Source organism: Nocardia sp. CWNU-33 (assembly GCF_046764895.1).
Taxonomy (GTDB): domain Bacteria; phylum Actinomycetota; class Actinomycetes; order Mycobacteriales; family Mycobacteriaceae; genus Nocardia.
Map to the genome: position 1 here is coordinate 132,561 of NZ_JBKOQN010000007.1, position 25,626 is coordinate 158,186.

Consider the following 25,626-nt stretch of genomic DNA (forward strand, 5'->3'; position numbering starts at 1 on the left):
TCTCCGGTGCACGCCTCGCGACAGGAGCCGATCGGATGAGTGTGTATTGGGCCGAGTACGCGTGGTTGCCGCACGGTCTTGCGGAGTCGGTGTCCATCGAGGTCGACGGTGCGCTGATCCGCTCGGTGGCAGTCGGCACCGAGCGGTCGGGGAAAATACTGGCGGGGTTGACAATTCCCGGATTCGCCAACGCGCATTCGCACGCCTTCCACCGAGTGTTGCGCGGACGCACCCACCATGATCGCGGCACCTTCTGGACGTGGCGGGAACGGATGTATGCCGTTGCCGCGCGGCTGGATCCCGATTCGTATTACCGGCTGGCGCGCGGGGTGTACGCCGAGATGGTGCTCGCGGGGTACACCAGTGTCGGCGAGTTCCACTACCTGCATCACGGGCCGAACGGTGCGCGCTACGACGATCCGAACGCGATGAGCGCGGCCTTGGCCGCCGCCGCCGCGGACGCCGGTATCCGACTCACCCTGCTCGACACCTGTTATCTGTCCGGCGGGTTCGGCTGGAAGCTCGACGAACATCAGCGGCGGTTCAGCGACGGCGATGTCGGCACGTGGGCCGAACGCGCCGCCGCCTTCGCCCCGAAGGCGGATCTCGTGCGCACCGGGGTGGCCGCGCATTCGGTGCGGGCAGTGCCGCCGGCGGCACTGCGGGTGGTTGCGCAACAGGCGGCGGGCCGGCCGGTGCACGTCCACCTCTCCGAACAGCCCGCGGAGAATCGCGATTGCCTTGCCGCACACGGCCGCACCCCGAGCGCGCTGCTCGCGGAGACCGGGATGCTCGGACCTCGGACGACCGCCGTGCACGCGACACATGTGACGGACGCGGATATCCGGCTGCTCGCCGGAATGCGTGCGGGCGTGTGCTTCTGCCCGACCACCGAACGCGATCTCGGCGACGGCATCGGTCCTGGGCGGGCGCTTGCCGATGCCGGAGTGCGGCTGTGCCTCGGCAGCGACAGTCACGCGGTGGTGGACGCCTTCGAGGAATGGCGGGCGCTCGAGCTGAACGAACGCTTGGCCAGCCGATCGCGCGGGCGTTTCGAACCGGCGCAGTTGTACAGCGCAGCAACAGATCACGGCTCGATCGGCTGGCCGGAGGTCGGGCGGATCGAAGCGGGCGCGGCAGCAGACCTGGTGACCGTCGACCTCGACTCGGTCCGCACCGCGGGTGCCGACCCTGCGGCCGCGCTGTACGCAGCCACCGCCAGCGATGTGCGCGAGGTTCTGGTGGCGGGCAAGGCCGTTGTCTCCGAGTATCGGCATATGCGGCTGGAGTCTCCGGAAACGGTACTGCGAGACGAGATAGCGGCCTTGTTGCGGGCGTGATCAGCGGTGGTGTCACTGCTGGTCGTCGACATACCAAGGGGGTGAACGCGCCGGCCTGAGGTGTGGGTCTAGGATACGAACCGAGCTGCGGCTCTTTGTATCCCGGTGGCGGTGTCTGTACCCGCAAGTGTAATGGCACCGGCGTTCTCGATGGTCACGATGTCCACAGGGGCGGGAGCCCAGAGGGGAAATGAACCGAACGATGCGATACCTCAGCGGGTCACGGCTGCGTGCCAGCGCGGCGGCAATCATGGTGGTAATGGCGCCGATTCTCGTGGCGGCTACCGGGTGTTCGGGTGATTCGGACGGTGAAGTAGCCACCGTGTCGACATCCACCAGTACGGTGGCGCCGACGACCAGTTCGTCCGCGTCGGCGACGGTGACAACGAGTCGGGAAAACCCGGGTTCTGCCGGACCGGAGGTGCATCCCGCCCCTGCGCAACAACCGAACACCGGCGAGGGGCCGCCGCCTGCGGACACGTATGTGAAGTGCACCGATCAGATCAATTACGCGGGTGATCCGCGTTCGAACGCCGAGATCAATGTGCTCGGTGAGCAGACGGGGCAGTGCCCTGCGCCGCAGGTGCTGACCACGGAGTCGCCGGCTCCGCAGACGACGTCGACGGAGTCGCCGGCTCCGCAAACGACGTCGACAGAGTCCCCGGCCCCCCAAACGACGTCGACAGAGTCGCCGGCTCCGCAGACGACGACGGAGTCACCTGCTCCGCAGACGTCTACCACCCAGGCGCCGACCACTTAGCCGTCTCATCCGAGCCACGCTGCGTACCAATCCACCACCCGCCGCCAAGCCTCGTTCGCCGCAGTCGGGTTGTACCTCGGGCCGGTGTCGTTGAAGAATGCGTGATCGGCATCCGGTGCCACGAACACCTCGAAAGGCAGGTCAGCGCGGTGTAGCGCCGCTTCTGCGCCGGGCCGTGACGCGTCGATGCGGGCGTCGAGCGCGGCGTAGACGGCCAGCACCGCAGCCTTCGACCCGGAGAGGTCCCCGTCGTCCGGGAAGGGTCCGTAGAACGGGGTGGCCGCGGCCAGCTTCGGGGTGCCGGACGTCAGTAGCAACCACACCAGGCCGCCGCCGAAGCAGAAGCCGGTGGCGCCGATTTTCTTACCCGGCGCTCGCCGTTCGAGTTCGTCGATCCCGACACGCAGGTCGGCGACCAACTGGTCCTGCGGGATCTCGCTGAGTGCGGCGGTGGCGGCGGCCGGGTCGGTGAAGGTGGCGGTGCCGCCCGCCTCGGAGAGCAGGTCGACGGCGAGCGCGGAATATCCGACGCCTGCGAATCGTCCTGCCACCGAACGTATGTGGTCGGTGAGGCCCTTGTTCTCATGGATGACGAGTACCGTGCCGCGTGGCCGTGCCGCCGCCGCCCAAGCGCCCTGTAACTCGCGACCGTCGGGGCCGGAAAATGTCACAGTTGTGGTGGGTACCGCGGTGCTCATCCCCGGCGGCGTCGGTGCGGCCGAACCGCTCGTCGATGGCACCCGATCGGCAGGCCGGCCATCGTTCGAACACCCGGCAAGCAACGTGGCCGCGGTGGTCGTGCCCACCCCGAGTAGTCCGAGCCTGCGCAGCGCCTCGCGGCGGGTCAGCAACCCGTCGGCATGGTCGGCAGCGATTTCTTCGACGATATAGCGCTGCAGCGGCGTCATGGACAAAGCCTAGGACCGAAGTCCGCATGCCCGGGGGTCTTTCTACGATCGTTCGGCAGCACCGGCCGGCTGGCAGTGATCGCCCGCGTCGAGGGCGGCCAGCAGGTGGCGGAGGGTTTCGCGTTCGTCGGGGGAGAGCGCGGAGAACAGTTCTTCGGCGGCCGCGCGGCGGGCCGCGGACATCCGGGACAGGGCGGCGCGGCCGGCGTCGGTGAGGGTGACCAGGGTGGACCGTCGGTTGGACGGGTCGGGGGCGCGGGCGACAAGGCCGGCGGATTCGAGGGCGTCGACGACCGTGGTGGCCGAGCGAGGGACGATATCGAGCCGTTCGGCGAGCCCGGCCATCCGTAGCGGCTCGCTGTGGCGGGCGATGATGCGCAGCGCCCGGGCTTGGGCTGGGGTCAGACCGAGCGGTGCGAGGCGGGCCGACTGGTTGCGGCGGATGCGCTTGGCGGCACGCAGGAAGAGCTCGGGCAGGTCACTCTCGGGAGCGGTATCCACGAAGCTGAGCATAGCTCATTGTTCAATGGAATAATTGTGAGCCATGCTCAGTTCTATGGGTAGTTTCCACGAAAGGAGGCGCGTATGCAGCCCCCACCCTCTCAGCTCGGTCGGATCGTCCGACTGTTCCGGCCCTATCGGACCCGTTTAGCGTTGGTCGCCGCGCTGGTCGGCCTGTCGTCCATCGTCTCGCTCGCCTCGCCGTTCATGCTGCGTGGAGTTCTCGATGAGGCGCTGCCCAACGGCCGCACCGGCCTGCTGACCCTGCTGGCCGCAGGCATGGTCGCGGTGGCGGCGACGACCAGCGTTTTCGGCGTGCTCCAGACCTATATCTCCACCGCCGTCGGACAGCACGTTATGCACGATCTGCGGTCCGCGGTGTATGCCCGGCTGCAGCGCATGCCGCTGTCCTTCTTTACCGCGACCCGTACCGGCGAGGTGCAATCCAGGATCGCCAACGACATCGGCGGCATGCAGTCGACGGTCACCTCGACCGCAACCTCGCTGGTCTCCAACTTCACCACTGTCGTCGCCGCGATCATCGCCATGATCGCGCTCGACTGGCGGCTGACCGCGGTGTCGCTGATCATGCTGCCGTTCTTTGTCTGGGTGAGTCGCCGTGTCGGCAACGAGCGCAGGAAGATCACCGCGCAGCGACAGCAGAAGCTCGCGGGCATGTCGGCGATCGTGGAGGAATCGCTCTCGGTGAGCGGCATTCTGCTCGGACGCACCATGGGACGTTCGCCCGCGCTGATCGACAACTTCGCGAAGGAGTCACGCGGACTCGTCGACCTGGAGATCCGCTCGGGTATGGCCGGTCGCTGGCGACAGTCGACGATCCAGATCGTCATGTCGGCGATGCCCGCCGTCGTGTACTGGGCTGCCGGACTGACCGTCGCGACCGGGCATCCGCTGGTGTCGATCGGCACGCTGGTCGCCTTCACCACCCTGCAGAGCAGCTTGCTGCGGCCGATGGTGCAGCTGCTGTACACCGGTGTCGAGGTGCAGAGCTCGCTGGCATTGTTCGGTCGTATCTTCGAGTATCTGGATCTGAAGCCCGACATCGAGGAGCCGCAACGGCCGCTGCCGCTACCCGAAGCCGAGGGCGAGGTTCGATTCGAGGACGTCGGCTTCTCTTACGGGTCCGGCACCCGGGATGTGTTGAGCGACATCGACATCACGGTGCCTGCCGGCACCAGCCTGGGCGTGGTCGGCGAGACGGGTTCCGGCAAGACGACCCTCGGATATCTCGTCGCACGGTTGTACGATGCCACCGCGGGCCGGGTCATGATCGACGGAACAGATGTGCGCGACCTGTCTTTCGCCGATCTAGCCGGCGCCGTCGGCGTGGTGTCCCAGGAGACCTATCTGTTCCATGCCTCGGTCGCCGACAACCTGCGCTTCGCCAAACCCGATGCGACGGACGAGGAATTGCACGCCGCCGCGCGGGCCGCGCAGATCCACGATCACATCGCGAGCCTGCCCGACGGATACGACACGATGGTCGGCGAGCGCGGCTACCGGTTCTCCGGCGGCGAGAAGCAGCGTCTCGCGGTCGCCAGGGTCGTCCTGCGCAATCCGCCGATTCTGGTGCTGGACGAGGCGACCAGCGCACTGGACACGCGAACCGAACGCGAAGTCCAGACCGCGATCGATGCCCTGTCGGAAGGCCGCACCACCATCACCATCGCCCACCGCTTGTCCACCATTCGAGACGCGGACCAGATCGTGGTCCTCGACCGCGGCCGGATCGCCGAACGCGGAACACATCGGCAGCTAGTGGAATCGAACGGCCGCTACGCCGAACTTCTCGCCCGCGACACGACGTCCGACGCCGAACGGGAGCTGTCCGAGGTGGAACTCGAATTGCTCGGTACACCAGTAGTTTTCGACAAGGCGTAAGAAAAGGAGAACGATCCCTCGCGCAATGCTGTCGAGGTCGAGGTCGAGGTCGAGGTCGAGGTCGGGAACGATGACGACTTTCCCGTGACGGTCCCGGACTCGGCGAGTTCCACAGCGCGGGCGGCTTCGCTCAGCGTGCAGGGAAGCGGATGATCCGGTCGTCACCGGCGCGAATATCACCACGTCCGTCGGTATTGGACGTGGTGAGCCACAGCGCGCCGTCCGGTGCGATATCGACCGTGCGCAAGCGGCCGTAGTCTTCGAGCTGTGCCGCGGGCTCGCTCGCCACGCCGTCGTGAAGGATTGCGGTCCACAGTCTTTCACCGCGCAGCGCTGCGACGTAGAGGGTGTCGGCGGCAATGGCGATGCCCGACGGCGACGCCTCCGATGGGACCCAGACGAGCTGTGGGTCGGTGAATCCACGGTCGGCGCCGCCCATGCCCTCGACCAGCGGCCAGCCGTAATTGCGGCCCGGCTCGATCCGATTGATCTCGTCGAAGGCACGCTGCCCGAACTCGGCGGCGAATAGTCTGCCCGCGCGATCCCAGGCCAGGCCCTGCACATTGCGATGGCCGAGGCTGTACACCGGCGAGCCGGGGATCGGATTCCCTGGCGCGGGGTCGCCATCGGGCGTGAGCCGCAGAATCTTGCCATTGGGGCTCGCGGGATCCTGCGCCCGCGCGCCCTGTCCAGCGTCACCGGTGCCGACGTACAACATGTCGTCCGGGCCGAACGCGATCCGGCCACCATCGTGGTTAGCGGCCTTCGCGATCCCGTCGAAGATCACCTCGGGCGTCCCGTCGAGCCGGAACCGGATGATCCGGTTGTCGGCATCGGCGGTGAAATACGCGTACACGTAACCGTTTTCGGCATACTGCGGCGACACCGCCAAGCCGAGCAGGCCGCCTTCGCCCCGCGCGGCGACACCAGGGACCTCGTACACCTGCTCGAGTGCCCGGCCCGGGGACACCCGCAGGATCTGTCCGCTGTTGCGCTGCGTGACCAGTGCGTCGCCGCCGGGCAGAAAGGCCAGCCCCCAGGGGACTTCGATGTCGCGAGCGACTTCTTCCCCCGTGGTCAGGTCGGGAACACCGGCCGGGTTGCCGGCGGTCACCGCGGTCGCGGTGCTGGCAGACACATTCGGCTCGGAACCGTTACCGCAGGCCGATATCACACTCGCGACCAGAACCGTGATGGCCGCGACGCCGAGCCGCCCGCGCGCTCCGTGGCCGGGTGCTCGGGCCGGGATGTGAGTTCTACGGATGGCCATGAACCAGGGTTGCATGGCTCCGTTCCGGCCTGCACGAACATTATGTGGACCGAACTTGCGAAATCTGTGGTTCGGCCCGACTCCGTGCAGACAACGGCCGACGCGCCGTCAGCCGTTCTTGCGCAGCACCCCGGTGATCGGGCCGAGTACTCCGGGCATGCTGTAGGACAGTGATCCGTCCGGTTGGAGTGTCACTGTCGAGATCGAGCCGTTGTCCAAACATCCGGCCGGGCTGTCGACCAGCCTCGCCACCAAGGTGATTTCGGTGGCTGTCGCCGTTTTCAACCGTTCCGCGCGCGAGCACTTCTGGCCGGCCAGCGACCCGGTGTTCGACGACTTGGCTACTTCCTCGCCGATCTTTCCTTCCTGGATGGTCAAGTCGATATTGAACGAAGCGAGGACGTCCCTGGCGGACCCGGTCCAATGGCCGACGAACGCCGCGGGCACGCTGCCCGGGGTATCGGCGGCAGTGGTGCTGGACGTCGCGGAGGTTGTGGTTTCCGGCGCGGACGAGGGCGCGGAGGTGCTGACCGCGACCGAGGTGCCGGTAGCGGCGGACGTGCCGGGTGATTCGTCCTTCAGCTGGCCGCCGATGACGAACGCGCCGACGGCAATGGCCACGGCGGCCACCAGAACACCGGCGATCAGGCCGACGCGACGGCCTGCGGACTTGCGGGGCGGCTGTGCAATGTCGGAACGAGTCGGTCGCTGCGCGCCGTGGACCGGCATGGGCTGTGGTTCGGCTCGGTCCGCGTGCGGCTCGTTCCACTGCCCGGAGACCACGGGCCGGTCCGTCCCGGCTGTGTAGGACCGGGTGCCCTGCCAGGTCTGATCCGGCGATTGCGCCCCGTAGGACGGCGCACCCTGCTGCCGTATCTGATCCGTCGGCTGCGGCCGGCTCCCGTAGGGCGGAGTGCCTTGCTGACCGTATGGGGGTGTGCCGCGCCGACGGGCTCCGTAGGGTGGTGCCGCGTGCGGATCGGACTGTGCCGGAGACGAGTAGTTCAGCGCCTGCCGGGAGATCGTCGGAGCAGAGCGTGACGGATCGGGGACCTGTCCGCGCAGCTCCTCCGGTACCCGAACCGGGCCGGAATCCAGGTCGAGCAACTGCACCGCGCGCCTGCTGACTTCCTCGAGCACCGGTGCGGGCAGCCAGCCCGCGCGTTGGGGGACGCCGAGATCGAGCAGCGCGGCATGCAGCTGCTGTGGCGTCGGGCGTGCGGTCTCGTCCTTGGCCAGGCAGGCCGCGACCAACGGGCGTAGCCGCGGTGGCACGCCGTCGAGCTGTGGCTCCTCGTACACCACGCGAAACAGCATCTGGACCGTCTCGCCGACACCGAACGGCCCGTGCCCGGTCGCCGCGAACACCAGCACACCGCCGAGTGCGAAGACATCGCCCGCGGGACCGACCGGCTTGCCGAGCACCTGTTCCGGGCACATGAAGCTCGGTGAGCCGATGACGCTTCCGGTGGTGGTGAGCGCACTGTCCTCGACCGCACGGGCGATGCCGAAGTCGATCACCTTGGGGCCGTCGATGGCGAGCAGCACATTGGACGGCTTGAGATCGCGATGCACCACCCCGGCCTCATGCACCGCGATCAACGCCTCGGTCAAGCCGTGCGCGAGCACCAGCAGCGGGTTCTCGGTGAACGTGCCGAATTGCTCGACCGCCTCGGTCAGCGAGAATCCGGCCACGTAGCCCGTTGCCAGCCACGGCGGATCGGCGTCGACATCCGCGTCGAGCACCGCGGCGGTGAACTGCCCGCCGACGCGCCGTGCCGCGGTGACCTCGCGGCGGAAGCGCTCACGGAACTGCGTATCGCCGATGAGATCCGGCCGGATGACCTTCACCGCGACGGTGCGGCCACCCGAACTGCGCCCGAGGTACACCCGGCCCATCCCGCCCGAGCCGAGCAGGCCGAGCAGCCGGTAGTCGCCGATCCGCGTCGGATCGTCCATGTCAAGCGGTCGCATCGCGACTTCGGTTTCCCTTCGGATCGAATTCGAACTCCCGAAAGGCTACCCACCTGCCGACCGGGGTGTCCGCTCACATGGACGCGAGCTCTGCCGGACGGGTGTTGCGAACACGTCGGGCCAGCAGATACGCCGCGATCACGGCGGGGATGTTCATCAGCACTCCGTAGACGGCGGGCGGAACCGCCATCGCGCTGTTGTGCAGGACCGTCGACGCGACGGCGATGGCGAGCGCACCGTTGTGGATGCCGATTTCCATGGCCGAGGCGATCGCCTGGTCGGCGTCGATCGCGAAGAACCGAGGCACCGTGTAGCCGATGGCGAAGCTCAGCGTCGACAGTACGAGGCTGATGGCGGCGAGCTTGCCGATGTTCTCGGTCAGCGTGTCGAATTCGCGGCCTACCGCCGCGACGACCACCAGCAGCAATACCACGGCCGACACGATCTTGACGTTCTTGCGCATCCGGTCGGCCCATGCGGTGAAGCGGCGATGTACCCACATGCCGATCGCGGCCGGGACCAGCACGATCGCGAATACCTGGAGGAACTTGTCCGGCCGCAGCCCGATGGACGCGTCTTCGGCCATGAACAGTGTGAACGCCAGCGTGACGACCAGCGGCAGGGTGAACACCGCGAGGACCGAGTTGATCGCCGTGAGTGTGATGTTCAAGGCCACATTGCCGCCCGCGATATGACTGAACAGATTGGCCGACGGGCCGCCGGGCGCGGCAACGAGCAACATCATGCCGGCGGCCAGCGCGCCTTCGAGCCGGAACAGGTAGATCAGGCCCAGGCAGATTGCGGGGAGCAGCACCATCTGACACACCAGCGCGACGACGGCGGCCTTGGGATAGCGCAGGATGCGGGCGAAGTCGTCGATGGTCAGGGTCAGCCCGAGGCCGAACATCACCAGCGCCAGGGCAAGTGGCAAGAACACCGCGAAAATCGTTGAACCCATTCGGATCTCCTCGTTGCCGGACTAGATCGGATGTCGACGTTATCGACTCCGGCAGCGGGAAGCGAGTTGGCAGCGGACGCGGCAATAGGGACGAATCGTGCGAAATGCGACGAATCGACCAGGCCGCGCCTGCCCGATTATTCGCCGTCCGGTTGCTAGGGTTGACTCGCACTCTGGGTTGATTTTGTCGGCGTACCGCATATCGCTCGAGGAGGGTCATGTTGTCGGGGCGTGCAGTGACACGGTTCGTCCACACGTTTCGAATAGCGATCGCGGTCGCCGCGGGCGCGACGATGGTCGTCGGTGCCGCTGGGACCGCGGCGGCGCAGGAAGCGACCGGCAGCACCCATACCGAGGAGTGGACCGCACTGCACGACGGTCCGCAGCAATATCCGGAGATCCACATCGACTGGGATGTCCCGATCCGGATGAGCGACGGAGTGGTGCTCAAAGCCAATGTGTACCGGCCGGTGGACACCTCCGGCTCGATCGTCGAGCAGCCGTTGCCGACGATCGTGAACCTCACCCCGTACAGCAAGCTCCTGACCACCTTGGTCGATTCCGCGCTGGCCCTCCCCGGTCTGCAGCCGCTGACTATGGAGCTCGCCAGGCGCATCAATCTGTCCGACACACCGATCAGCGGATTCGGCGACCTGCTGCATGCACTCGATGGCGGCACGGTCAGGACCGTCCTCGGCGTCGACCACGACCTGATCCGCAGCGGATACACCCTCGTGGTCGCCGACGTGCGCGGTACCGGCTTCTCGCAGGGCAGCTGGGAAACGCTGGGCGAACGTGAGCAGCTCGACACCCGTGAGGTGATCCACTGGGCGACGACCCAGCCATGGTCGAACGGTGACGCCGCGATGAGCGGCGGTTCCTATGCGGGCATCAACCAGTTGCGAGCGGCCGAAAACGCCCCGCTCGAGCTGAAAGCCATATTCCCGGTCGAGCCGGGCAGCGACCTCATGCGCGATGTCGTCGCGCCGGGCGGCGGTGTCGGCACCACCTTCCTGCCACTGTGGCTGAACAATGTGAACCAGACGAAGCTGGTGCCCGACATCCAGTCGATGCTCAACGGCACTTTCGACTGGGAGTGGTTCCACGAACGCATCGCTGATCCGAACACGAACGTGGATCTACTGGTCCAGGCGCTGCTCACGCCATCGCTCGACGACGTCCCACCCGCTCTGGAAGCCGCGCTGGACGCCGACAGTCCCTTCCGGCAAGGCATCCTGGGGCATCCTGAGCGCATCACGGTGCCCACCTTTGTTTACGGCGGCTGGCACGACATCTTCGCCAACAGCGCGACCAAGCTCTACAACGCCATCCCGTTGCCCGCTGGCAAGAAACAGCTCGTCGTCGGCGACACCTATCACGCGAATCCGGGGGCGGGCACCGGCTACGGTGTCGCCCCGCCGCGACTGGATGTGATGCAGCGGGTGTGGTTCGACAAGTGGCTCAAGGGAATCGACCACGGGATCAGCGATTTCGGCCCGATCAACATCTGGCAGCAGGGCGGCGGGTGGATCACCCTGGCGCAGTTCCCGCAGCATGACGTCAATCACCGCCGCGTCTACCTCTCCGCCGCAGCGAGCGGCAGCACCGACGACAGCCTGCACGACGGATCGCTGACGAGCGTGAAGCCGAAAGACCAGGCCACGCTGACGGTGGCGCCGGGACTGACCACGGCCTGTTCGCGCGACACCGCCCAGGGCTCGGCAGGCATGAGCGCGATACTCGACGCCTGCGCCAAGGACTCCCACATCGCCGAAACAAACGGCCTCACCTTCACCAGCGCCCCGGTCACCGAGCCGACGGTGATCTCCGGCCCGATCAATGTGCACCTCAACACGATTCACGACGCGACCGACGGCTATTGGAACGTCACCATCAACGACGTCACGCCCGAGGGCGCCTCCATCGTCCTGAGCACCGGCCAGCTCACCGCCTCGATGCGCACCGTCGACGAGGCGAAGAGCGCACGCTCGGCCAACGGCGACTACACCGCTCCGTACAACCCGATCACCCTCGATAGCTTGCACCCGGTGGTGGCAGGCAAGGTGACGCCACTGGATATCGCCGTCATCCCCACGCAGGCCGTACTGCAGCCCGGTCACCGCCTGCGCGTTGACGTTTTCGCCGGAAACTCGCCCAAGGCACTGGCTTTCCGGCCCCTGCTCAACAACACCGAACTCAAGCCACAGCACCTGCGACTCGACCCGGCCGCGCCGAGCTTCGTGAACCTGCCGTCCAGCCGGCCCATCGGCTGAATCCTTTTTTTGCAGCGATATCACTGCGCAGCAATCAGTTCGAGGTAGCCGAGACCGTCCGGATCGAAGATCTGGAGCCGGCTGCGGGTGAAAGCGATGGACTCGACAGGGCGACTACCGACTGCTTGGCCGGATCCGACGCGCCCGGGCATGATGGCCGGGCGGCGCGTGCGGTCGAGTCGGCAGAGCAATTGCGAATCGTTGTGTCACCGAGGACGCTGTTCGCGCGACGGCTCGTCGAGCTGTGTCACATTGCGAACAGCGACCCTGGACGTTCCGGTCCGGAATATCCGCTCCGAGTGGTCTACCTGCCTTTATGGGCTCAGCGTGCGATGTCGCGTTAGCAACGGCGGTGTCCGGTTCCTACTGTTCGGTCATGGGTTCGCACCGCCGAATCCACTCGGCACCGGATCCGAGACCACGAGCGGGAACGAGCATTTCGTCGGCTGGGCCATGTGGAGGGGAGTCCAGCCGGCGTAATTCTCGTGTGCACCGTAGGGCAGGCCGCTGGGAATTGATCGGTGAGCCGCGGCGCGACCAGCCGCCATGCCGACCGTGTCCGATCGTCGCGTCACCGATGACTCCCACCGGGCACCGACCGATCGGGCGCTGATCCCACTGCATTGGGCCGGCCCGAGCCGCTGGAGGCCCAGTTCGGCGTGCATACCCGGTTAGTGTGTGACTCGGCGACAGCCGAGACCGAGAACGGACCGGGCCGATGGCAGCTGAGGAGGCGGTATGACCGAGGAGGTCACGGTGCCGGTCGTTGTGGTGATGGGTGTTTCCGGGTGCGGGAAGTCGACGGTCGGCAGGTTGCTCGCCGAGGCGTTGCATGTCGAATATGCCGAAGGGGACGACTTTCATCCGGTCGAGAACATCGCGAAGATGGCGGCGGGGGTGCCGCTGACGGACGCGGATAGGGCGCCGTGGCTCGATATCGTCGCCGGGTGGTTGGGGCAGCGGCAGGGACACGGCGGGGTGGTCAGCTGTTCGGCGCTGAAGCGCAGTTATCGGGGCCGATTGCGGGTGGTCGCACCCGAGACGTTCTTCGTGCATCTCGCCGCGTCGCGCGACGAACTCGCGCAGCGGATGGCGGCGCGGCGTGGTCATTTCATGCCGTCGAGTCTGCTCGATTCACAGTTGGCGGCATTGGAACAGTTATCCGCCGACGAGCGGGGCATCACAGTGGATGCGACCCGCGCACCGGCGGAGTTGGTGCGGGAGGCCATCGCGGCGTGGGAAACCCGGCCGAACACCTAGCCGGTCGGCGCGGGGCAGATGCCGTCGGACAGGTTGGGAATGCAGATCCCGGTCGCATCGGCGAGCAACAGTCCGCCGCCGACGACCAGCGCCGCGACCGCGATCGCACCGAACACCAGCACCCACAGCAGGCCGGGCAGGTGGGTGAGCCGGGCCAGCTGATCGGCGTCGGAGTCGGTGCCGCCCGGATTGTTCCAGCGCCGCCGTCGGCCGCGCTGCAACTCGATCACCGGTCTGGTCCCCGCAAGCAGCAGGAACCACGCGCCGAGATACGCGAAACCCGCTTGGAGTGTGTCGGTTCCGAACCAGGACACGGCAAAAACGATGGCGCCCAAGCCGAACACCGTCAGCAGGCCATAGATATTGCGGACCTTGATCAGCACTGCGACGAGCAGGGCGATGGCGGTCCACAGCATCAGCGTGATCCGTTCGGCCCCCAGTAGCGCCGCGAAACCGAGGCCGAGCAGCGGCGGCGCCGGATATCCCGCCATGGCGGTGAGAATCATGCCGAGGCCGTAGGGCTTTCCACTCGACACCGTCAAACCCGAAGTGTCCGAATGCAGTGTGATGCTGTTGAGCCTGCGGCCGGTCAATAGTGCGAACAACGCGTGGCCGCCCTCGTGCGCGATGGTGACGACGTTGCGGGTCAGCCGCCAGACCGGTCCATATCCGACCAGAAAAAGCGCTGCTACCCCGGTCCCGACAACCAACCACCATGGCGGCGCCACCTGCGTTGTGGTCAGCCGATCCACGATCGACGTGCCGCGTTCGACGAATTCCGCTCTGCTCACCGCCGCACTGTATCCGTCGAAACCTGGTCGCGCCCGTCGCAGTTTCAGTCGAACGCGGTCACCGTCTCGCCGTGCTCGGCCGATCGCCGCGCCGCTTCCAGGATGCGCAGCGTGGCGACTGCGTCACGTGGGTCGACCGGGATAGGCGCTCCATCGAGCAGTGCGGCGGCCATCGCGGAGTAGAAGGCGGGGTAGTCGCCCGCGACGGTCGGGTAGGGCACGGTGTCGGGGTCCGCGCCGAGCTGTCCGTATCGCTCGGGTTCGACTGCGCCCCACCGTCGGTCGCCGGCATCGGGGCGACGGCCCGCGCGCAGCGCTTCCTCCTGTGGATCCAAGCCATAGGTGACATAACCCGCAGCCGAACCGAGCACCCGGAACCGCGGACCGAGCTGCGGGGCCACCGCGCTCATCCACAGCTGGGACCGAACACCCGACTCGTGGGTGAGGGCGAGGAATGCATCGTCGTCGGTCTTGATCCCGGCCCGCCGGCGATCCAGCTCGCAGTACACCGTGCGCACCGGTCCGAACAGCGTCAATGCCTGGTCGACGAGGTGGCTGCCGAGATCGAACAGCAGCCCCGCGCCCTCGTCGGCGCTACCGACCTCACGCCAGCCGCCCTTGGGTACCGGCCGCCATCGCTCGAACCGGGACTCGAAGCGCCGTACGTCGCCGAGCCTGCCGTTGGTGTCGAGTTCGCGCACGGTCAGGAAGTCGCCGTCCCAGCGACGGTTCTGGAACACCGACAATGCCAGGCCGGCTCGTTCCGCGGCCGCCACGAGGCCCTCGGCCTCGGCAACGGTCACCGCGAAAGGCTTGTCGACGACCACCGGCAGGCCCGCGTCCAGTGCGCGTCGTGCCAGCGGCGCATGGGTCCGATTGGGCGTCGCGACGACGACAAGGTCGAGTCCGGTGGTGTCGCCGAACAGTTCGTCGGCGTCGGCGACGACCCGCACACCGGGATGCTCCCGCCGCGCCTGCGCTGCGCGTTCGGCGGACCCGGTGACCACCACCGCTACCCGCATGCGTGGCTCGGCGGCGATGAGTGGTGCGTGGAACACCGATCCCGCCAGCCCGTACCCGATGATCGCGACCTCGAGACTGCTCACCCCTCAGACGCTACCGCCCGGCCCGGTCGCGGCCGTGTAACAGCACGCGCCCGGCCACCCGGGCAGCGCAAAGCAGCAGCCCGTCGTTCCGCAATACGACACGTCGCCGATTGCGAGGATGACGACACCGGCAAGTGCCCGCCCATCCCGTTGGTTGCCGTGGTCGAGGGTCAGCGGACGGGGTCGACATCGAATGTTGTTCGGTCCGTAAGCAACACGGCGAAGGTGAACAGCCACGCGCCGACAGCTACCACCAGCAGCAACTTACCGAGGGTCTGCAGGCCGGACATATCGATGGCGGTGCCGGTGGAATAGCCGGCGACCGCTGTCATTCCGAGTGGGAATACCGTCGCCCAGCGACGGATGTCGTATCCGGGGCGTGGACGGATAACCTCGGTGACCATGAGAACTGTGTAGAAGAGCAGGTTGAGGCCGAGCACGAGCAGTGCGGTCACCCGCAGTGCACTATGTGCGGCGCCGGTCCAGTGATGGGAGGCAACGAGTTTCGATGCGGCCAGCGCCGAGATCGCCAATGCTCCGGTGGCCACCCACTGATCACCGGGGCCGGTCGAGACCTGCTCCAGATCGAACCGGAGGAACGCCGCGATGTAGAGCACAAGACCGAGACAGAACAGTACGAGCGCCACCATCGCCAGCCGATCGACCTCGCCCACCAGTGCCAGCGTGCTCGTCAGGACCGCCAATCCCTGGGTTGCCACGGAGACCAGGAACGCAGCACCCGGCATCCGCCGCTTCCAATGCCGCAGCACCACCACCATCAGCACCGGCCAGACCGCCGCCGCAAGCACAAGCATGACCGCCGCAGTGGCGTGCCAGCCGAGCATTGAAACACGGGCGCCGAGCACGGTGGTGGCTGCGACGGCGGTCAACGCGAGCGGGGTATCGGCCTCGGCTTCCCAACTGGCTCGGTGCCATAGCAGTCGGGTCGCGAAGTCGATCGCGAGCAGGACCCAGACCGCCGCCGCGAGGGCGAGCACGATCCAAGAGGCGACTTCGAAACTGGTAAGAGACAGCCCGACCGACACGATTCCGGTGGCCATGACAAACGAGCCCGCCGCAGGCGGTAGGTCCTGCCACCATCGTTGCGCCACCTGGCTATCACAGCTCGAGACGGCACCTCGGTCAAGCAACCCGCCAGCAATCGACTTTCGGCGTGGCGGCTGCGAAATGCCGTGCCGGTGGGTTTTCGATAGGGAGAGTCGGCACGCTGAAAGCCAACACCTCGCACCCGAGCTCCGAAAGGGAAAGCCCGGTGCGGCTCCCATAGCGCCCGGTACTGCACGGTAAACCAGCGCTGGGCAAACCCTCGGTATCACGACGGGGTGCGGCTAGGAATTATCCGGTTCAGAGGAGCAATTCGGCGCGGGCAGGTTTACGGTCTGGTGGTCACCAGGTGGCGTTTGCTTCGTCGTTGAGGCGTTGGAGGGCGTCGTCGATCCAGGCGGCGAAGCGGGTGGCGAGGTCGCTGGGAGTGGTGGGGTGGACGGTGATGTGCCCCATGCTGCGTAGATCAACCGACTCGCCAGCTCGTGGTCACCCACGAGGCGTGGCCGAATACTCCTGCTCAGGGCGCCCGGTGGTGCCGTACCGCAGACGCATCTGGACTGTGCCGGTGCCGACCAGGTTGGCGAGATAGCGTTGCGCGGTGGCGCGGGAGATGCCGATGGCGGTGGCGACCTCGCCTGCGGACAACGGGGCTGTCGCTTCGAGGATCGTGTGCAGGACAAGGTCTTTGGTGGGGGAGGCGACGGTGGTTGGCAACGCGGGTGCCGGGGCAGGGCGCAGTGCCTGGACAGCTTCCTCGATACTCGCGTTGTCGACCTGGGGTGTGGCCAGGGTGCGGCGGTAGCGGGCGTAGCCTGCCAGCCGGGCCGCGAGAACGGTGTGCGGGAAAGGTTTGATGAGATAGGCGAGTGCGCCTGCGGCCAATGCGGCTCGGACACTGACGCTTTCGGTGGCCGCTGTTAGCACCATGCTGTCGCAGTGCAGTTCACGGACCAAGTCGATGCCGGAACCGTCGGGCAGGTACACATCGACCAACGCGAGGTCGACAGTGTGTGCGGCGAGCAGTTCCCGCGCGGTCGCCAGTGTGTTGGCGGTGCCCGCGACCGTGAAACCCGCGATGGATTCGACGATTCCGGCGTGCAGGTTCGCCACGCGGAAATCGTCGTCGACCACCAGGACGGTCAGATTTGTTGCGGCCATGGCATCTCGCTGTCTACGAGTACTCCGGGAATTCGGGCGATGAACTCGGCGCCGAGCAGCGGCGCGTTGTCACCGTGCGCGCTGGCCAGGCGAACGTCGCCGCCGTGGGCGCGCGCGATCTGGCGGATCAAGGCGAGGCCGACGCCGCGCCCGCCGGGTACGCCGCGATCGTCGCGGGTGGAGGCGCCCTCGGTGAACAGGCTGTTGATCACGCCGGTGGCAATGCCGTCCCCACTGTCGGCGACGACGATGTGCAGCGTCGAATCCTCCTGCACCAGTTCGACTTCCACCTGTTTCATCGGGTTGTCCGATATGCGAGCCGCCTCGATCGCATTGTCGAGCAGATTGCCGAGCACGGTCGTTACGTCGACGGGATCGGCGAGATTGCCCGCCACCCAGGTGTTCGGGCCGAGGACCAGTTCGACGCCGCTTTCGCGCGAGTGTGCGGCCTTCGCTGCCAGGAACGCCTGCAGGTATGCATCGTGAATAGCGTCGATACCCGGCGTGGCCGCACCGAGCGGGCCCGCGCCGATCAGCTCGTCGATGACATGCGAGGCCTCCTCGGTGCGCCTGCCGTGCAATAGGCCGCTGAGCAGGTGCATCTTGTTGGAGAACTCGTGGCGTTGGGCGCGTAGCACGGTGCTCATCGACTGCACCGCATCGAGTTGGCGGGTCAGCGATTCCACATCGGTGCGGTCGCGCACGGTGAGCACCGCACCGAGATCGCGGCCGTCGCGGCTGACCGGCCGCGCCGAGACGACCACGATGTGCGAGCCGACGGTGGCCGGGGTCGGCTGCTCGTCGAGCGACCGAAACACTTCGAGAACCCTTGGGGTCAAACCGATCTCGTCGACCGGCCGACCGATGCCGGTATCGATGTCGAGCAGCCTGCGTGCCTCGTCGTTGACGAACGTCGTACGCCACGACGAGTCCACCGCGAGCACGCCTGCGCCGATGCCGTGCAACACCGCCGCCTGGCTGCGCACCAGTTCGGCGAGTTCGGCCGGTTCGAGTCCGAGCGTGAGCCCGCGCCACCTGCGGGCCAGCATGGCCGAGCCGAGGATGCCGACTATCAGCGCCGCGCCGATGAGCAGCGCGGCGGTGCGCAGATCGTCGAGTAGCTGCCCACGGATCGCTGCGGTCGAGATACCGACACTGACCTGGCCGACCACCCGGTCGGAATCCGGCGCTACCACAGGCACTTTCGCGCGCATCGAGTCGCCGAGCGTGCCGCGCTCCTCGACGATGATTTCGCGGCCGGACAAGGCTTCCGACGGGTCGGTGCTGACATGTTCGGCCAGCCGTGCTTGGTCCGGGTGTGCCAGTCGGATGCCCGCCTCGTCGGTGATCACCACGAACAGCGCGCCGGTGCGCTGGGTCGTGTCGACCGCGACCCGCTCCAACGGTCCCGCGGCGAGTTGCTGCCGCTGTTCGAGGTCGGGGGCGACGGTGCCTGCCGTGTACTGCGCGACCTCGCCTCGGACCGCGGGGTCGGCGGCCACGGTGCGTGCGATGGCGAGCGCGCGCTGGCCGTACGCATCGCGCAGTCGTTGATCGCTGACGTAGCCGAACACCGCGAAGGCGACACCGAGGGTCAGGGTGACGACCACGATCTGCAGCAGCAGAACCTGGGTGCGCAACCGGACGGCCGGTGTGCCTTCATTGGCCATTTCCGCAGCATAATGCACCTCGATGCGCGTGAGCAGAATGCGCACAACCTGCGAATCGGGGAGTTTGCACCGGTTGTGCGCACAAGCTCCGATGTGTGACCCGGACCACGTAACTTTCGCTCTACCTGATTCAGTAGGAGCAAAGAGAATGACCGAACCACTGATCGAGCTGCGGAGCGCGACGAAGCGTTTCCCCGGCACCGGCGGCGGCATCCACACCGCCGTCCGGAATCTGAATCTCACGGTGCGACCCGGCGAATTCGTCGCTGTCGTCGGGCCGACGGGGTGCGGAAAATCCACCACGCTGTCGCTGGTGTCGGGGTTGGAACCCGCCTCGGCGGGGCGGACCCTGGTGCGCGGCAAGGATGTCGACGGCATCCCCAGCGGCGTCGGCTACATGTTCCAGCAGGACGCAGTGCTGCCGTGGAAGAGCGTCCTGGACAACGTCGCGTTCGGCCCCCGGCTGCGCGGTGCCTCGAAGTCCGAGGCCCGCGAGAAGGCCGCGACCTGGGTGCGCACGGTCGGCCTGGCCGGCTTCGAGGGCTACTACCCCCACCAGCTTTCCGGTGGCATGCGCAAGCGCGTCGCGCTGGCGCAGACGCTGGTCACCGATCCCGAGATCCTGCTGATGGACGAGCCGTTCAGCGCGTTGGACGTGCAGACGCGGCAGCTGATGCAGGACGAACTGCTGCGGGTCTGGGCGGGCACCGGCGCTGCGGTCATCTTCGTCACCCACGATCTGGAGGAAGCGATCGTGCTTGCCGACCGGGTGGTCGTGATGACCGCGAGCCCGGCGACGGTCTGCGGCGACTTCACCGTGGGCCTGGAGCGCCCGCGCAGCGTCGAGGAGGTGCGGCTCACCACGGAGTTCCGCGACATCTACAAGGAAATCTGGGAAACGCTGCGCGATCAGGTCGAGGCAGCCCGAGGTAAGGGAGCCTCCCGTGTCGCATAACGTCCTGACCGAGGTGGCCGCATCGGCGCCCGAGGTCGAGATCGAAACCGAGCAGCAGATTCTCGACCGGGTGCGCGGCAACGCCCGCCGCGCGCGGCTGCGCACCTGGGGTCTGCGCGCCGCGCTCGTCGTGATCTGGCTCGGCGCGTGGGAGCTCACCGCCACGCTGTGGATCGACCCGTTCTTCTATTCGAAGCCCTCGGCGATCTGGGAACGCCTTGTCGAATGGTTCACCGAGGGAACGCAATTCGGATCTATCTGGCTGCAGATCTACACCACCGTGCAGGAGGCGGTGCTCGGCTTCGTGATCGGCACCGTCGCGGGCGTCGTGCTCGGCGTGCTGCTCGGCCGCAGCAAGTACTGGGCGGAGGTGCTCGCCCCGTTCATCAAAGCGCTCAACGCCGTTCCGCGTATCGTGCTGGCGTCGTTGTTCATCATCTGGTTCGGTCTCGGGCTCAGCTCGAAGGTCGCGACCGTGGTGGTGCTGGTGTTCTTCGCGGTCTTCTTCAACGCCTTCACCGGCGCGCGGGAAGTCGACGGCAATGTCATCAACAATGCCCGCATTCTGGGCGCGAGCCGTCGTCAGGTGCTGAGCTCGATCGTGCTGCCCAGTGCGACGACGTGGATCCTGTCGAGCCTGCACACGGCCTTCGGCTTTGCGCTGATCGGTGCGGTGGTCGGTGAATATGCCGGATCCAGTAAGGGTTTGGGTCTGCTGATCAGCAATGCGCAGGGCACCTTCGATTCCGCGGGCATCTATGCGGGCATGATCATCATCACCGTGATCGCGCTGATCGCGGAATGGGGGATCGGTCTCGCGGAGAACCGATTGCTGAAATGGCGTCCCTCGCAGGCGACCTCGAACCACGGGATCTGAGGATGAGGTATTACAAGCATCTGACGGTCGTCGTCGGGGTGATCGCGGCGCTGCTGCTGGCGACCGGCTGTCGGGACTCCCGCACCATTCCGATGGTCGACGGCCGCCCGCAGATCACCATCATGGTCGGCGGGCTGGAGAAGGTGATCTATCTGCCCGCCATGCTGACCCAGCGCCTCGGCTTCTTCGAGAAGAACGACATCGACGTGAAGCTGCTCGGCGAACAGTCCGGTGCGTCTGCGGAAACCGCGCTGCTCACCGGCGATGTGCAGGCTGTTGTCGGGTTCTACGACCACACCATCGACCTGCAGGCCAAGGAACAGTGCCTTACCTCGGTTGTGCAGTTCGCCGATGTGCCGGGTGAAGTAGAGCTGGTGTCCGCGCAGGATGCCGCGACTATCACCTCCGCGGCCGATCTGCGCGGCAAGAACCTGGGCGTGACATCGCTCGGCTCGTCGACGGACTTCCTGACCCAGGCGCTCACCGGGAAGGAGGGCATGACCACCGCCGATTACACCCGGGTGCGAGCCGGTGCGGGGCAGACGTTCATCGCGGGCATGAACCATAACGGCATCGACGCGGGCATGACCACCGATCCGACCGTCGCGCAGATGGTGAATTCGGGCGAGGCGAAGATTCTGGTGGACATGCGGACCGAGGCGGGCACCCGTGCCGCGCTCGGCGGCCTGTACCCAGCGTCGTCGCTGTACATGCGGTGCGACACCGTCGACGCGCACCCGGACATCGTGCGCAAGCTCGCGGCTGCGTTCGTGCAGACGCTGCAGTGGATCGAGACGCACACTCCGCTGGAGATCGCCGACAAGATGCCGCCGCAATACGCGTCGGCGGGCAAGGATCTCTACGTCCAGTCGATCGCTGACTCGATCGGCATGTTCAACGGCAACGGGTTGATGAAACCCGAAGGCGCCCAGAATGTCCTGAACATCCTCGGCAAGTACTCGACGAACGTGCGACCGATGCGCGACCGGATCAAGCTGTCGGACACCTACACGACACGGTTCGTGGAGGAGGCGCTGCGAACACCGCAGCAATAACGGGCGAGCCGGTGGCCGGGTCTACTGCGATCCAGTGGACCCGGCCGCCGGTGTCTCGGGCACAGGTCCTGCGACGCTTTGGTCGTCGGTCCGGCAAGCTTGTGACCTTCGCCGATCGCGCGATGGCCCCGGCACCGAGGCCGATCAGGTGACGGGGCACAGCTGTGTCAGCTGATCGCGCGCGCCGGTTCGGCCTGCTCCTGCGCGGCGAGGTCGGCCTTCCACGCGCGGAAGCCTTCCTCGGTGCGCCCGCGCCGCCAGTAGCCCGAGATCGAGGCCGCCCATTCGGCGGGCACATCACGTTCGCGACGGATGTAGCGGCGCAGATCGTGCATGACGGATTGGGCCTCGCCGTGGATGAAGACCTGGACCTGTCCTTCGTCCCACGGCGCGTTGCGGACCGACTCGGCGAGCAGTTCGCCCGTCGCCCTTTCGCCGCGATGCAGCCAGGTGACCTCGATGCCGTCGGGCGCGGTGAGCGGCAGCTCGTCTGCTGGTCCGGACACCTCGAGGAACGCGCGGCCGCGCGCGGCGGGGTCCATGGCTTCCAGCGCGGTGGCGATGGCGGGCAGTGCCGCCTCATCGCCCGCAAGCAGATGCCAGTCGGCATCCGCACGTGGCGAATACGCGCCGCCAGGGCCGAAGGCGTCGATGGTCTCGCCGGGCTGGACCGTCGCCGCCCACGGGCCTGCGATGCCCTCGTCGCCGTGATAGACGAAGTCCACCGCGAGCTCGCCGGCGGCGGCGTCGACGGATCGGACGGTGTAGGTCCGCAGTACATCGATGCCGTCGCGCGGGAAAATGAACTTCACGTAGGAGTCGCTGAATTCGCTCGGCCGGAACGCGGCGAAGCCCGGTCCGCCGAAATGAACTCGGATGAGGTGAGGCGTCAGTTGTTCGGTGCGTTGTACGGTCAGTGTGGTGCGGGGTCGGGCCAAGGTAACCTCCGATAATCAACAATTAGGGTTGCCTTACTACGGTACCTGGTAGATCATCGAACCGGCGTGCCGCGCGAGGCATCCCTGATAGGTCCTCGGTCGAGGCGAGCAGCGGCCGTTCCCGGTGGTGGCGCGCAGGTGATCCACTGACGGTAGCGTGACCCCTCATGACAGCCTCTGACCGTCAGCTACAAGCGGACACGGCGCCCATCGATCCGGCCGGATCGACAGCATCGAGCGAGGAAGGCTACTCGCGGGGCCTGAATCCACGCACGATTCAGATGATCGCCATCGGCGGTGCAATCGGCACCGGCCTGTTCTACGGCGCCGGGGGCGCGATCGAACAAGCCGGTCCCGCCCTGATCCTGGCCTATCTCGCCGCCGGCGTCGCCATCTTCGTCATCATGCGGGCGCTCGGTGAGCTGCTCACCTATCGGCCCGTCTCGGGCAGCTTCGCGGAGTACGCGCACGAATTCCTCGGACGTTTCGCCGGGTTCGTCACCGGGTGGACCTACTGGGCGGTGTGGGTTGCCACCTGCATGGCCGAGATCACCGTCGCAGGCAAATACGTCCAGTACTGGTTCGATATCGAACCGTGGATCACCGCACTGGTGGTGCTCGCGGTCATGTTCGCCGCGAACCTCATCTCGGTGCGGCTGTTCGGTGAGGGCGAGTTCTGGTTCTCCACCATCAAGGTCACCGCGATCATCGGCATGATCTTGATCGGCATCGGAGTGCTGATTTTCGGCTTCGGGCACGCGGCCAACCCGACGGTCACCAACCTGTGGGCCGACGGCGGGGTGTTCCCGAACGGTCTGGGGCAATCGTTGCTGGTCCTACAGATCGTGCTGTTCGCGTATGTGGGTGTGGAATTGGTCGGCGTCACCGCCGGTGAGGCGCGCGAGCCGCGCAAGACCCTGCGCAAAGCGATCAACACGCTGCCGTTCCGTATCGGTCTGTTCTACGTCGGCGCGCTGCTGGTGATCATGTCGGTGTCGAGCTGGCGCAACTTCCACGCGGGGCGCAGCCCGTTCGTCGAGGTGTTCGAGCAGATCGGCATCCCCGGCGCGGCGGGCATCATCAACTTCGTGCTGCTGACCGCGGCACTGTCCTCGTGTAACTCGGGCATCTATTCGACTGGCCGCATGCTGCGCACCCTGTCACTGCACGGAGAAGCACCGGCCGCGCTCGGCAAGCTCAGTTCGCGCTCGGTGCCGTTCGCGGGCATCGCCGCCTCGGCCGCGGCGATGGTCATCGGCGTGATCGTCAACATCGTCTCGCCGGACAAAGCCTTCGCCTATATCACCTCGGTCAGCACCATCGGCATAATCTTCGTCTGGAGCATGATCTTGGTCTGCCACCTGATCTACCGCGCCAAGGTGGCGCGCGGCGAGCTGCCTGCCAGTGACTACCGGCTACCCGCCGCGCCCTACACGACGGTGCTCGCGCTCGCGTTCCTCGGACTGGTGGTCGTGCTGCTGTTCTGCACCGAAAGCGGTCGCACCGCGGTCGTCGTAGGTGCAGTCTGGGCGGTGCTGGTGTGCGCGGGATACGTGGTGCTGGACAGGCTCGGAAAGCGCGCCGTCGTACCCGAACCCGTCGAGTAACACGCGCGCCCCGGTAGACAACGATCGAGGAGCGCTCATGGTCACGATCATCGGCGGCGGCATCGCCGGGACAGTGCTCGCCGGAGCCCTTGCGCGGGACGGGGTTTCGGTGACGGTGTACGAGCGGCGGGCAGCCGTCGAGGAGGGTGCGTTCCTCGTCCTCGACGGCCGCGCGCACGACACGCTCGGCGAGCTCGGGGTATCGGTCGCGAACCTGCATGCCGTGTCGCACGCGGTGGATGGACTCGCGGTGCACGAGGCGGGCGGCCGGGACCGGGACCATCCCCGGCGACGGTCGCCGCATGTACTTCCGCCCGGACCTGATGCAAGTGCTCACCGATTTCGCCCGCGCGACCCCCGCGGACATTCGAGACGACTGTCCGGTCACCGATTTCGACGCGGGCACGGTGCGAATACGGGGTGAGTCGCTACCGATCGATGGTCCGTTGATCGCCGCGGACGGAATCGACTCGATGGTCCGTGCACCGTGTTGCGTCGTGCGGGGGCGGCCGAGTCGTTACCATCGCGACTTATGATCACCGTGGCCACCTGGAATGTTCTGCATCGCGTGCATGCGGAGAACTGGGGAGCGGAGGTCATCGACCGCTGGCCGGATGAGACCGCAAGGATCACCGCGGTCACGGCGCTGGTGGCGGCACGGGACGAGCACGTCATCGCCTTACAAGAGGTCAGTGGGGATCAACTGGCGAGCTTGCGGGATGCGTTGCCGGACAGGGCAATTCATGCTTTGCGGTATCCGCGGGTTCCGGTGCCGCGGCACGGCGCGAGTTCATTGCACGACCGTGGCGAGTATCTGGTGCTGCTGGTCGACGGCGCGGGCCAGGAGGTCACCGCAGAGCCGTTCGAGAACGATCCCGGCAATGGCACGCTGGCCGTCCGCACAGCCGGATTGCTGGTCATCGCCACCCACGTCAGCGGGGATCGGCGCAGCACCTGGCAACTGGCGCGCTTGGCCGAATTGGTCGCCGCCGTATCGGGGTCGGCAGTCGTGCTGCTCGGAGACTTCAATATCGACCGAGCCGCTGTGCAGTCGGGGCTCGGCCCCGGCTTCGTCATCGCGGACCTCCCGCCGGACTCCCTACCGACCCGTCCGCGAACCTCGGGCCCGAAATCGCAGTTCATCGACCACATCGTGGTGCACGACGCCGTCGTAGGCGACGCAGCGGTCGACGATGTCGACGGTCTGTCGGACCACAACCTCGTGCACGCCGCAGTCACTGTCTGAAGGCTGCTT

The 25,626-nt window shown here is 66.8% G+C and carries 21 protein-coding genes; 10 read left to right on the top strand and 11 right to left on the bottom strand.

All coding sequences use genetic code 11. The annotated features are described in order from the left end of the window. Window positions 1-35: 35 nt before the first annotated feature. Window positions 36-1,340 carry a formimidoylglutamate deiminase gene (locus ACLMAL_RS11820; RefSeq protein ID WP_411999095.1) on the top strand — a complete coding sequence of 435 codons (1,305 nt, stop codon included), beginning with the start codon at window positions 36-38 and terminating at the stop codon, window positions 1,338-1,340. A gap of 765 nt (window positions 1,341-2,105) precedes the next feature. Here ACLMAL_RS11820 and ACLMAL_RS11825 read toward each other — a convergent pair. Then, entirely contained in the window at window positions 2,106-3,008 is a 903-nt protein-coding gene (locus ACLMAL_RS11825) for a dienelactone hydrolase family protein (RefSeq protein WP_411999096.1), read from the bottom strand. 42 nt (window positions 3,009-3,050) lie between these two features. Continuing rightward, window positions 3,051-3,509 carry a MarR family winged helix-turn-helix transcriptional regulator gene (locus tag ACLMAL_RS11830; RefSeq protein ID WP_411999097.1) on the bottom strand — a complete coding sequence of 153 codons (459 nt, stop codon included), beginning with the start codon at window positions 3,507-3,509 and terminating at the stop codon, window positions 3,051-3,053. Between the two features lie 84 nt (window positions 3,510-3,593). Between ACLMAL_RS11830 and ACLMAL_RS11835 the strand changes: the two genes are divergently transcribed. Then, complete coding sequence (locus ACLMAL_RS11835) at window positions 3,594-5,411, top strand: ABC transporter ATP-binding protein (protein ID WP_411999098.1); 1,818 nt, start codon at window positions 3,594-3,596, stop codon at window positions 5,409-5,411. 130 nt (window positions 5,412-5,541) lie between these two features. Here ACLMAL_RS11835 and ACLMAL_RS11840 read toward each other — a convergent pair whose 3' ends face one another. From ACLMAL_RS11840 to ACLMAL_RS11850, 3 genes are all read right to left on the bottom strand, one after another. After that, entirely contained in the window at window positions 5,542-6,549 is a 1,008-nt protein-coding gene (locus ACLMAL_RS11840) for a PQQ-dependent sugar dehydrogenase (RefSeq protein ID WP_411999099.1), read from the bottom strand. Between the two features lie 240 nt (window positions 6,550-6,789). Beyond that, window positions 6,790-8,655 (bottom strand): protein kinase domain-containing protein, encoded by a 1,866-nt coding sequence (locus ACLMAL_RS11845; protein WP_411999100.1) that lies wholly within the window; start codon window positions 8,653-8,655, stop codon window positions 6,790-6,792. Between the two features lie 73 nt (window positions 8,656-8,728). Next, a complete protein-coding gene (locus ACLMAL_RS11850; protein WP_411999101.1) occupies window positions 8,729-9,613 on the bottom strand; it encodes a bile acid:sodium symporter family protein in 885 nt (294 codons plus the stop codon). Window positions 9,614-9,831: 218 nt separating this feature from the next. Here ACLMAL_RS11850 and ACLMAL_RS11855 point away from each other — a divergent pair, with 218 nt between their 5' ends. Together ACLMAL_RS11855 and ACLMAL_RS11860 are read left to right on the top strand one after the other, a co-directional pair. Further along, a complete protein-coding gene (locus tag ACLMAL_RS11855) occupies window positions 9,832-11,886 on the top strand; it encodes a CocE/NonD family hydrolase (RefSeq protein ID WP_411999102.1) in 2,055 nt (684 codons plus the stop codon). 738 nt (window positions 11,887-12,624) lie between these two features. Further along, window positions 12,625-13,146 (top strand): gluconokinase, encoded by a 522-nt coding sequence (locus tag ACLMAL_RS11860; protein ID WP_411999103.1) that lies wholly within the window; start codon window positions 12,625-12,627, stop codon window positions 13,144-13,146. Here ACLMAL_RS11860 and ACLMAL_RS11865 read toward each other — a convergent pair. From ACLMAL_RS11865 to ACLMAL_RS11885, 5 genes are all read right to left on the bottom strand, one after another. Next, entirely contained in the window at window positions 13,143-13,937 is a 795-nt protein-coding gene (locus tag ACLMAL_RS11865) for a M50 family metallopeptidase (protein ID WP_411999104.1), read from the bottom strand. The two genes, ACLMAL_RS11860 and ACLMAL_RS11865, sit on opposite strands and share 4 nt — an antisense overlap. Window positions 13,938-13,981: 44 nt before the next feature. Further along, the gene (locus tag ACLMAL_RS11870) at window positions 13,982-15,043 is read right to left on the bottom strand and encodes a Gfo/Idh/MocA family oxidoreductase (RefSeq protein ID WP_411999105.1); all 1,062 of its coding nucleotides are present in this window, start codon (window positions 15,041-15,043) and stop codon (window positions 13,982-13,984) included. Window positions 15,044-15,213: 170 nt separating this feature from the next. Beyond that, window positions 15,214-16,155 (bottom strand): tellurite resistance/C4-dicarboxylate transporter family protein, encoded by a 942-nt coding sequence (locus ACLMAL_RS11875; RefSeq protein WP_411999106.1) that lies wholly within the window; start codon window positions 16,153-16,155, stop codon window positions 15,214-15,216. A gap of 442 nt (window positions 16,156-16,597) precedes the next feature. Next, entirely contained in the window at window positions 16,598-17,269 is a 672-nt protein-coding gene (locus ACLMAL_RS11880; RefSeq protein ID WP_411999107.1) for a response regulator, read from the bottom strand. Next, window positions 17,251-18,939 (bottom strand): ATP-binding protein, encoded by a 1,689-nt coding sequence (locus ACLMAL_RS11885; RefSeq protein ID WP_411999108.1) that lies wholly within the window; start codon window positions 18,937-18,939, stop codon window positions 17,251-17,253. The genes ACLMAL_RS11880 and ACLMAL_RS11885 overlap by 19 nt, the downstream gene beginning before the upstream one ends. 148 nt (window positions 18,940-19,087) lie before the next feature. Between ACLMAL_RS11885 and ACLMAL_RS11890 the strand changes: the two genes are divergently transcribed. From ACLMAL_RS11890 to ACLMAL_RS11900, 3 genes are read left to right on the top strand one after another with little or no spacing between them, the layout of a single operon-like run. Further along, window positions 19,088-19,894 carry an ABC transporter ATP-binding protein gene (locus tag ACLMAL_RS11890; protein ID WP_328399654.1) on the top strand — a complete coding sequence of 269 codons (807 nt, stop codon included), beginning with the start codon at window positions 19,088-19,090 and terminating at the stop codon, window positions 19,892-19,894. After that, a complete protein-coding gene (locus ACLMAL_RS11895) occupies window positions 19,884-20,771 on the top strand; it encodes an ABC transporter permease (protein WP_328399656.1) in 888 nt (295 codons plus the stop codon). Before ACLMAL_RS11890 ends, ACLMAL_RS11895 begins: the two co-directional genes overlap by 11 nt. Window positions 20,772-20,773: 2 nt before the next feature. Beyond that, window positions 20,774-21,826, top strand: a complete 1,053-nt coding sequence (locus ACLMAL_RS11900; RefSeq protein ID WP_328399658.1) for an ABC transporter substrate-binding protein — start codon at window positions 20,774-20,776, stop codon at window positions 21,824-21,826. A 167-nt stretch (window positions 21,827-21,993) separates the two neighbouring features. Here the strand turns inward: ACLMAL_RS11900 and ACLMAL_RS11905 are convergent, their stop codons facing one another. After that, the gene (locus ACLMAL_RS11905; RefSeq protein WP_411999109.1) at window positions 21,994-22,764 is read right to left on the bottom strand and encodes a siderophore-interacting protein; all 771 of its coding nucleotides are present in this window, start codon (window positions 22,762-22,764) and stop codon (window positions 21,994-21,996) included. Between the two features lie 167 nt (window positions 22,765-22,931). Here ACLMAL_RS11905 and ACLMAL_RS11910 point away from each other — a divergent pair, with 167 nt between their 5' ends. From ACLMAL_RS11910 to ACLMAL_RS11920, 3 genes are all read left to right on the top strand, one after another. Next, window positions 22,932-24,371: an amino acid permease gene (locus ACLMAL_RS11910; protein ID WP_411999110.1), complete on the top strand. Its 1,440-nt coding sequence runs from the start codon at window positions 22,932-22,934 to the stop codon at window positions 24,369-24,371. Between the two features lie 37 nt (window positions 24,372-24,408). Beyond that, window positions 24,409-24,795, top strand: coding sequence for an FAD-dependent oxidoreductase (locus ACLMAL_RS11915; RefSeq protein WP_411999111.1), 387 nt, complete (start codon window positions 24,409-24,411; stop codon window positions 24,793-24,795). Window positions 24,796-24,903: 108 nt separating this feature from the next. Further along, window positions 24,904-25,617 (top strand): endonuclease/exonuclease/phosphatase family protein, encoded by a 714-nt coding sequence (locus tag ACLMAL_RS11920; RefSeq protein ID WP_411999112.1) that lies wholly within the window; start codon window positions 24,904-24,906, stop codon window positions 25,615-25,617. The last annotated feature ends 9 nt before the right edge of the window (window positions 25,618-25,626 follow it).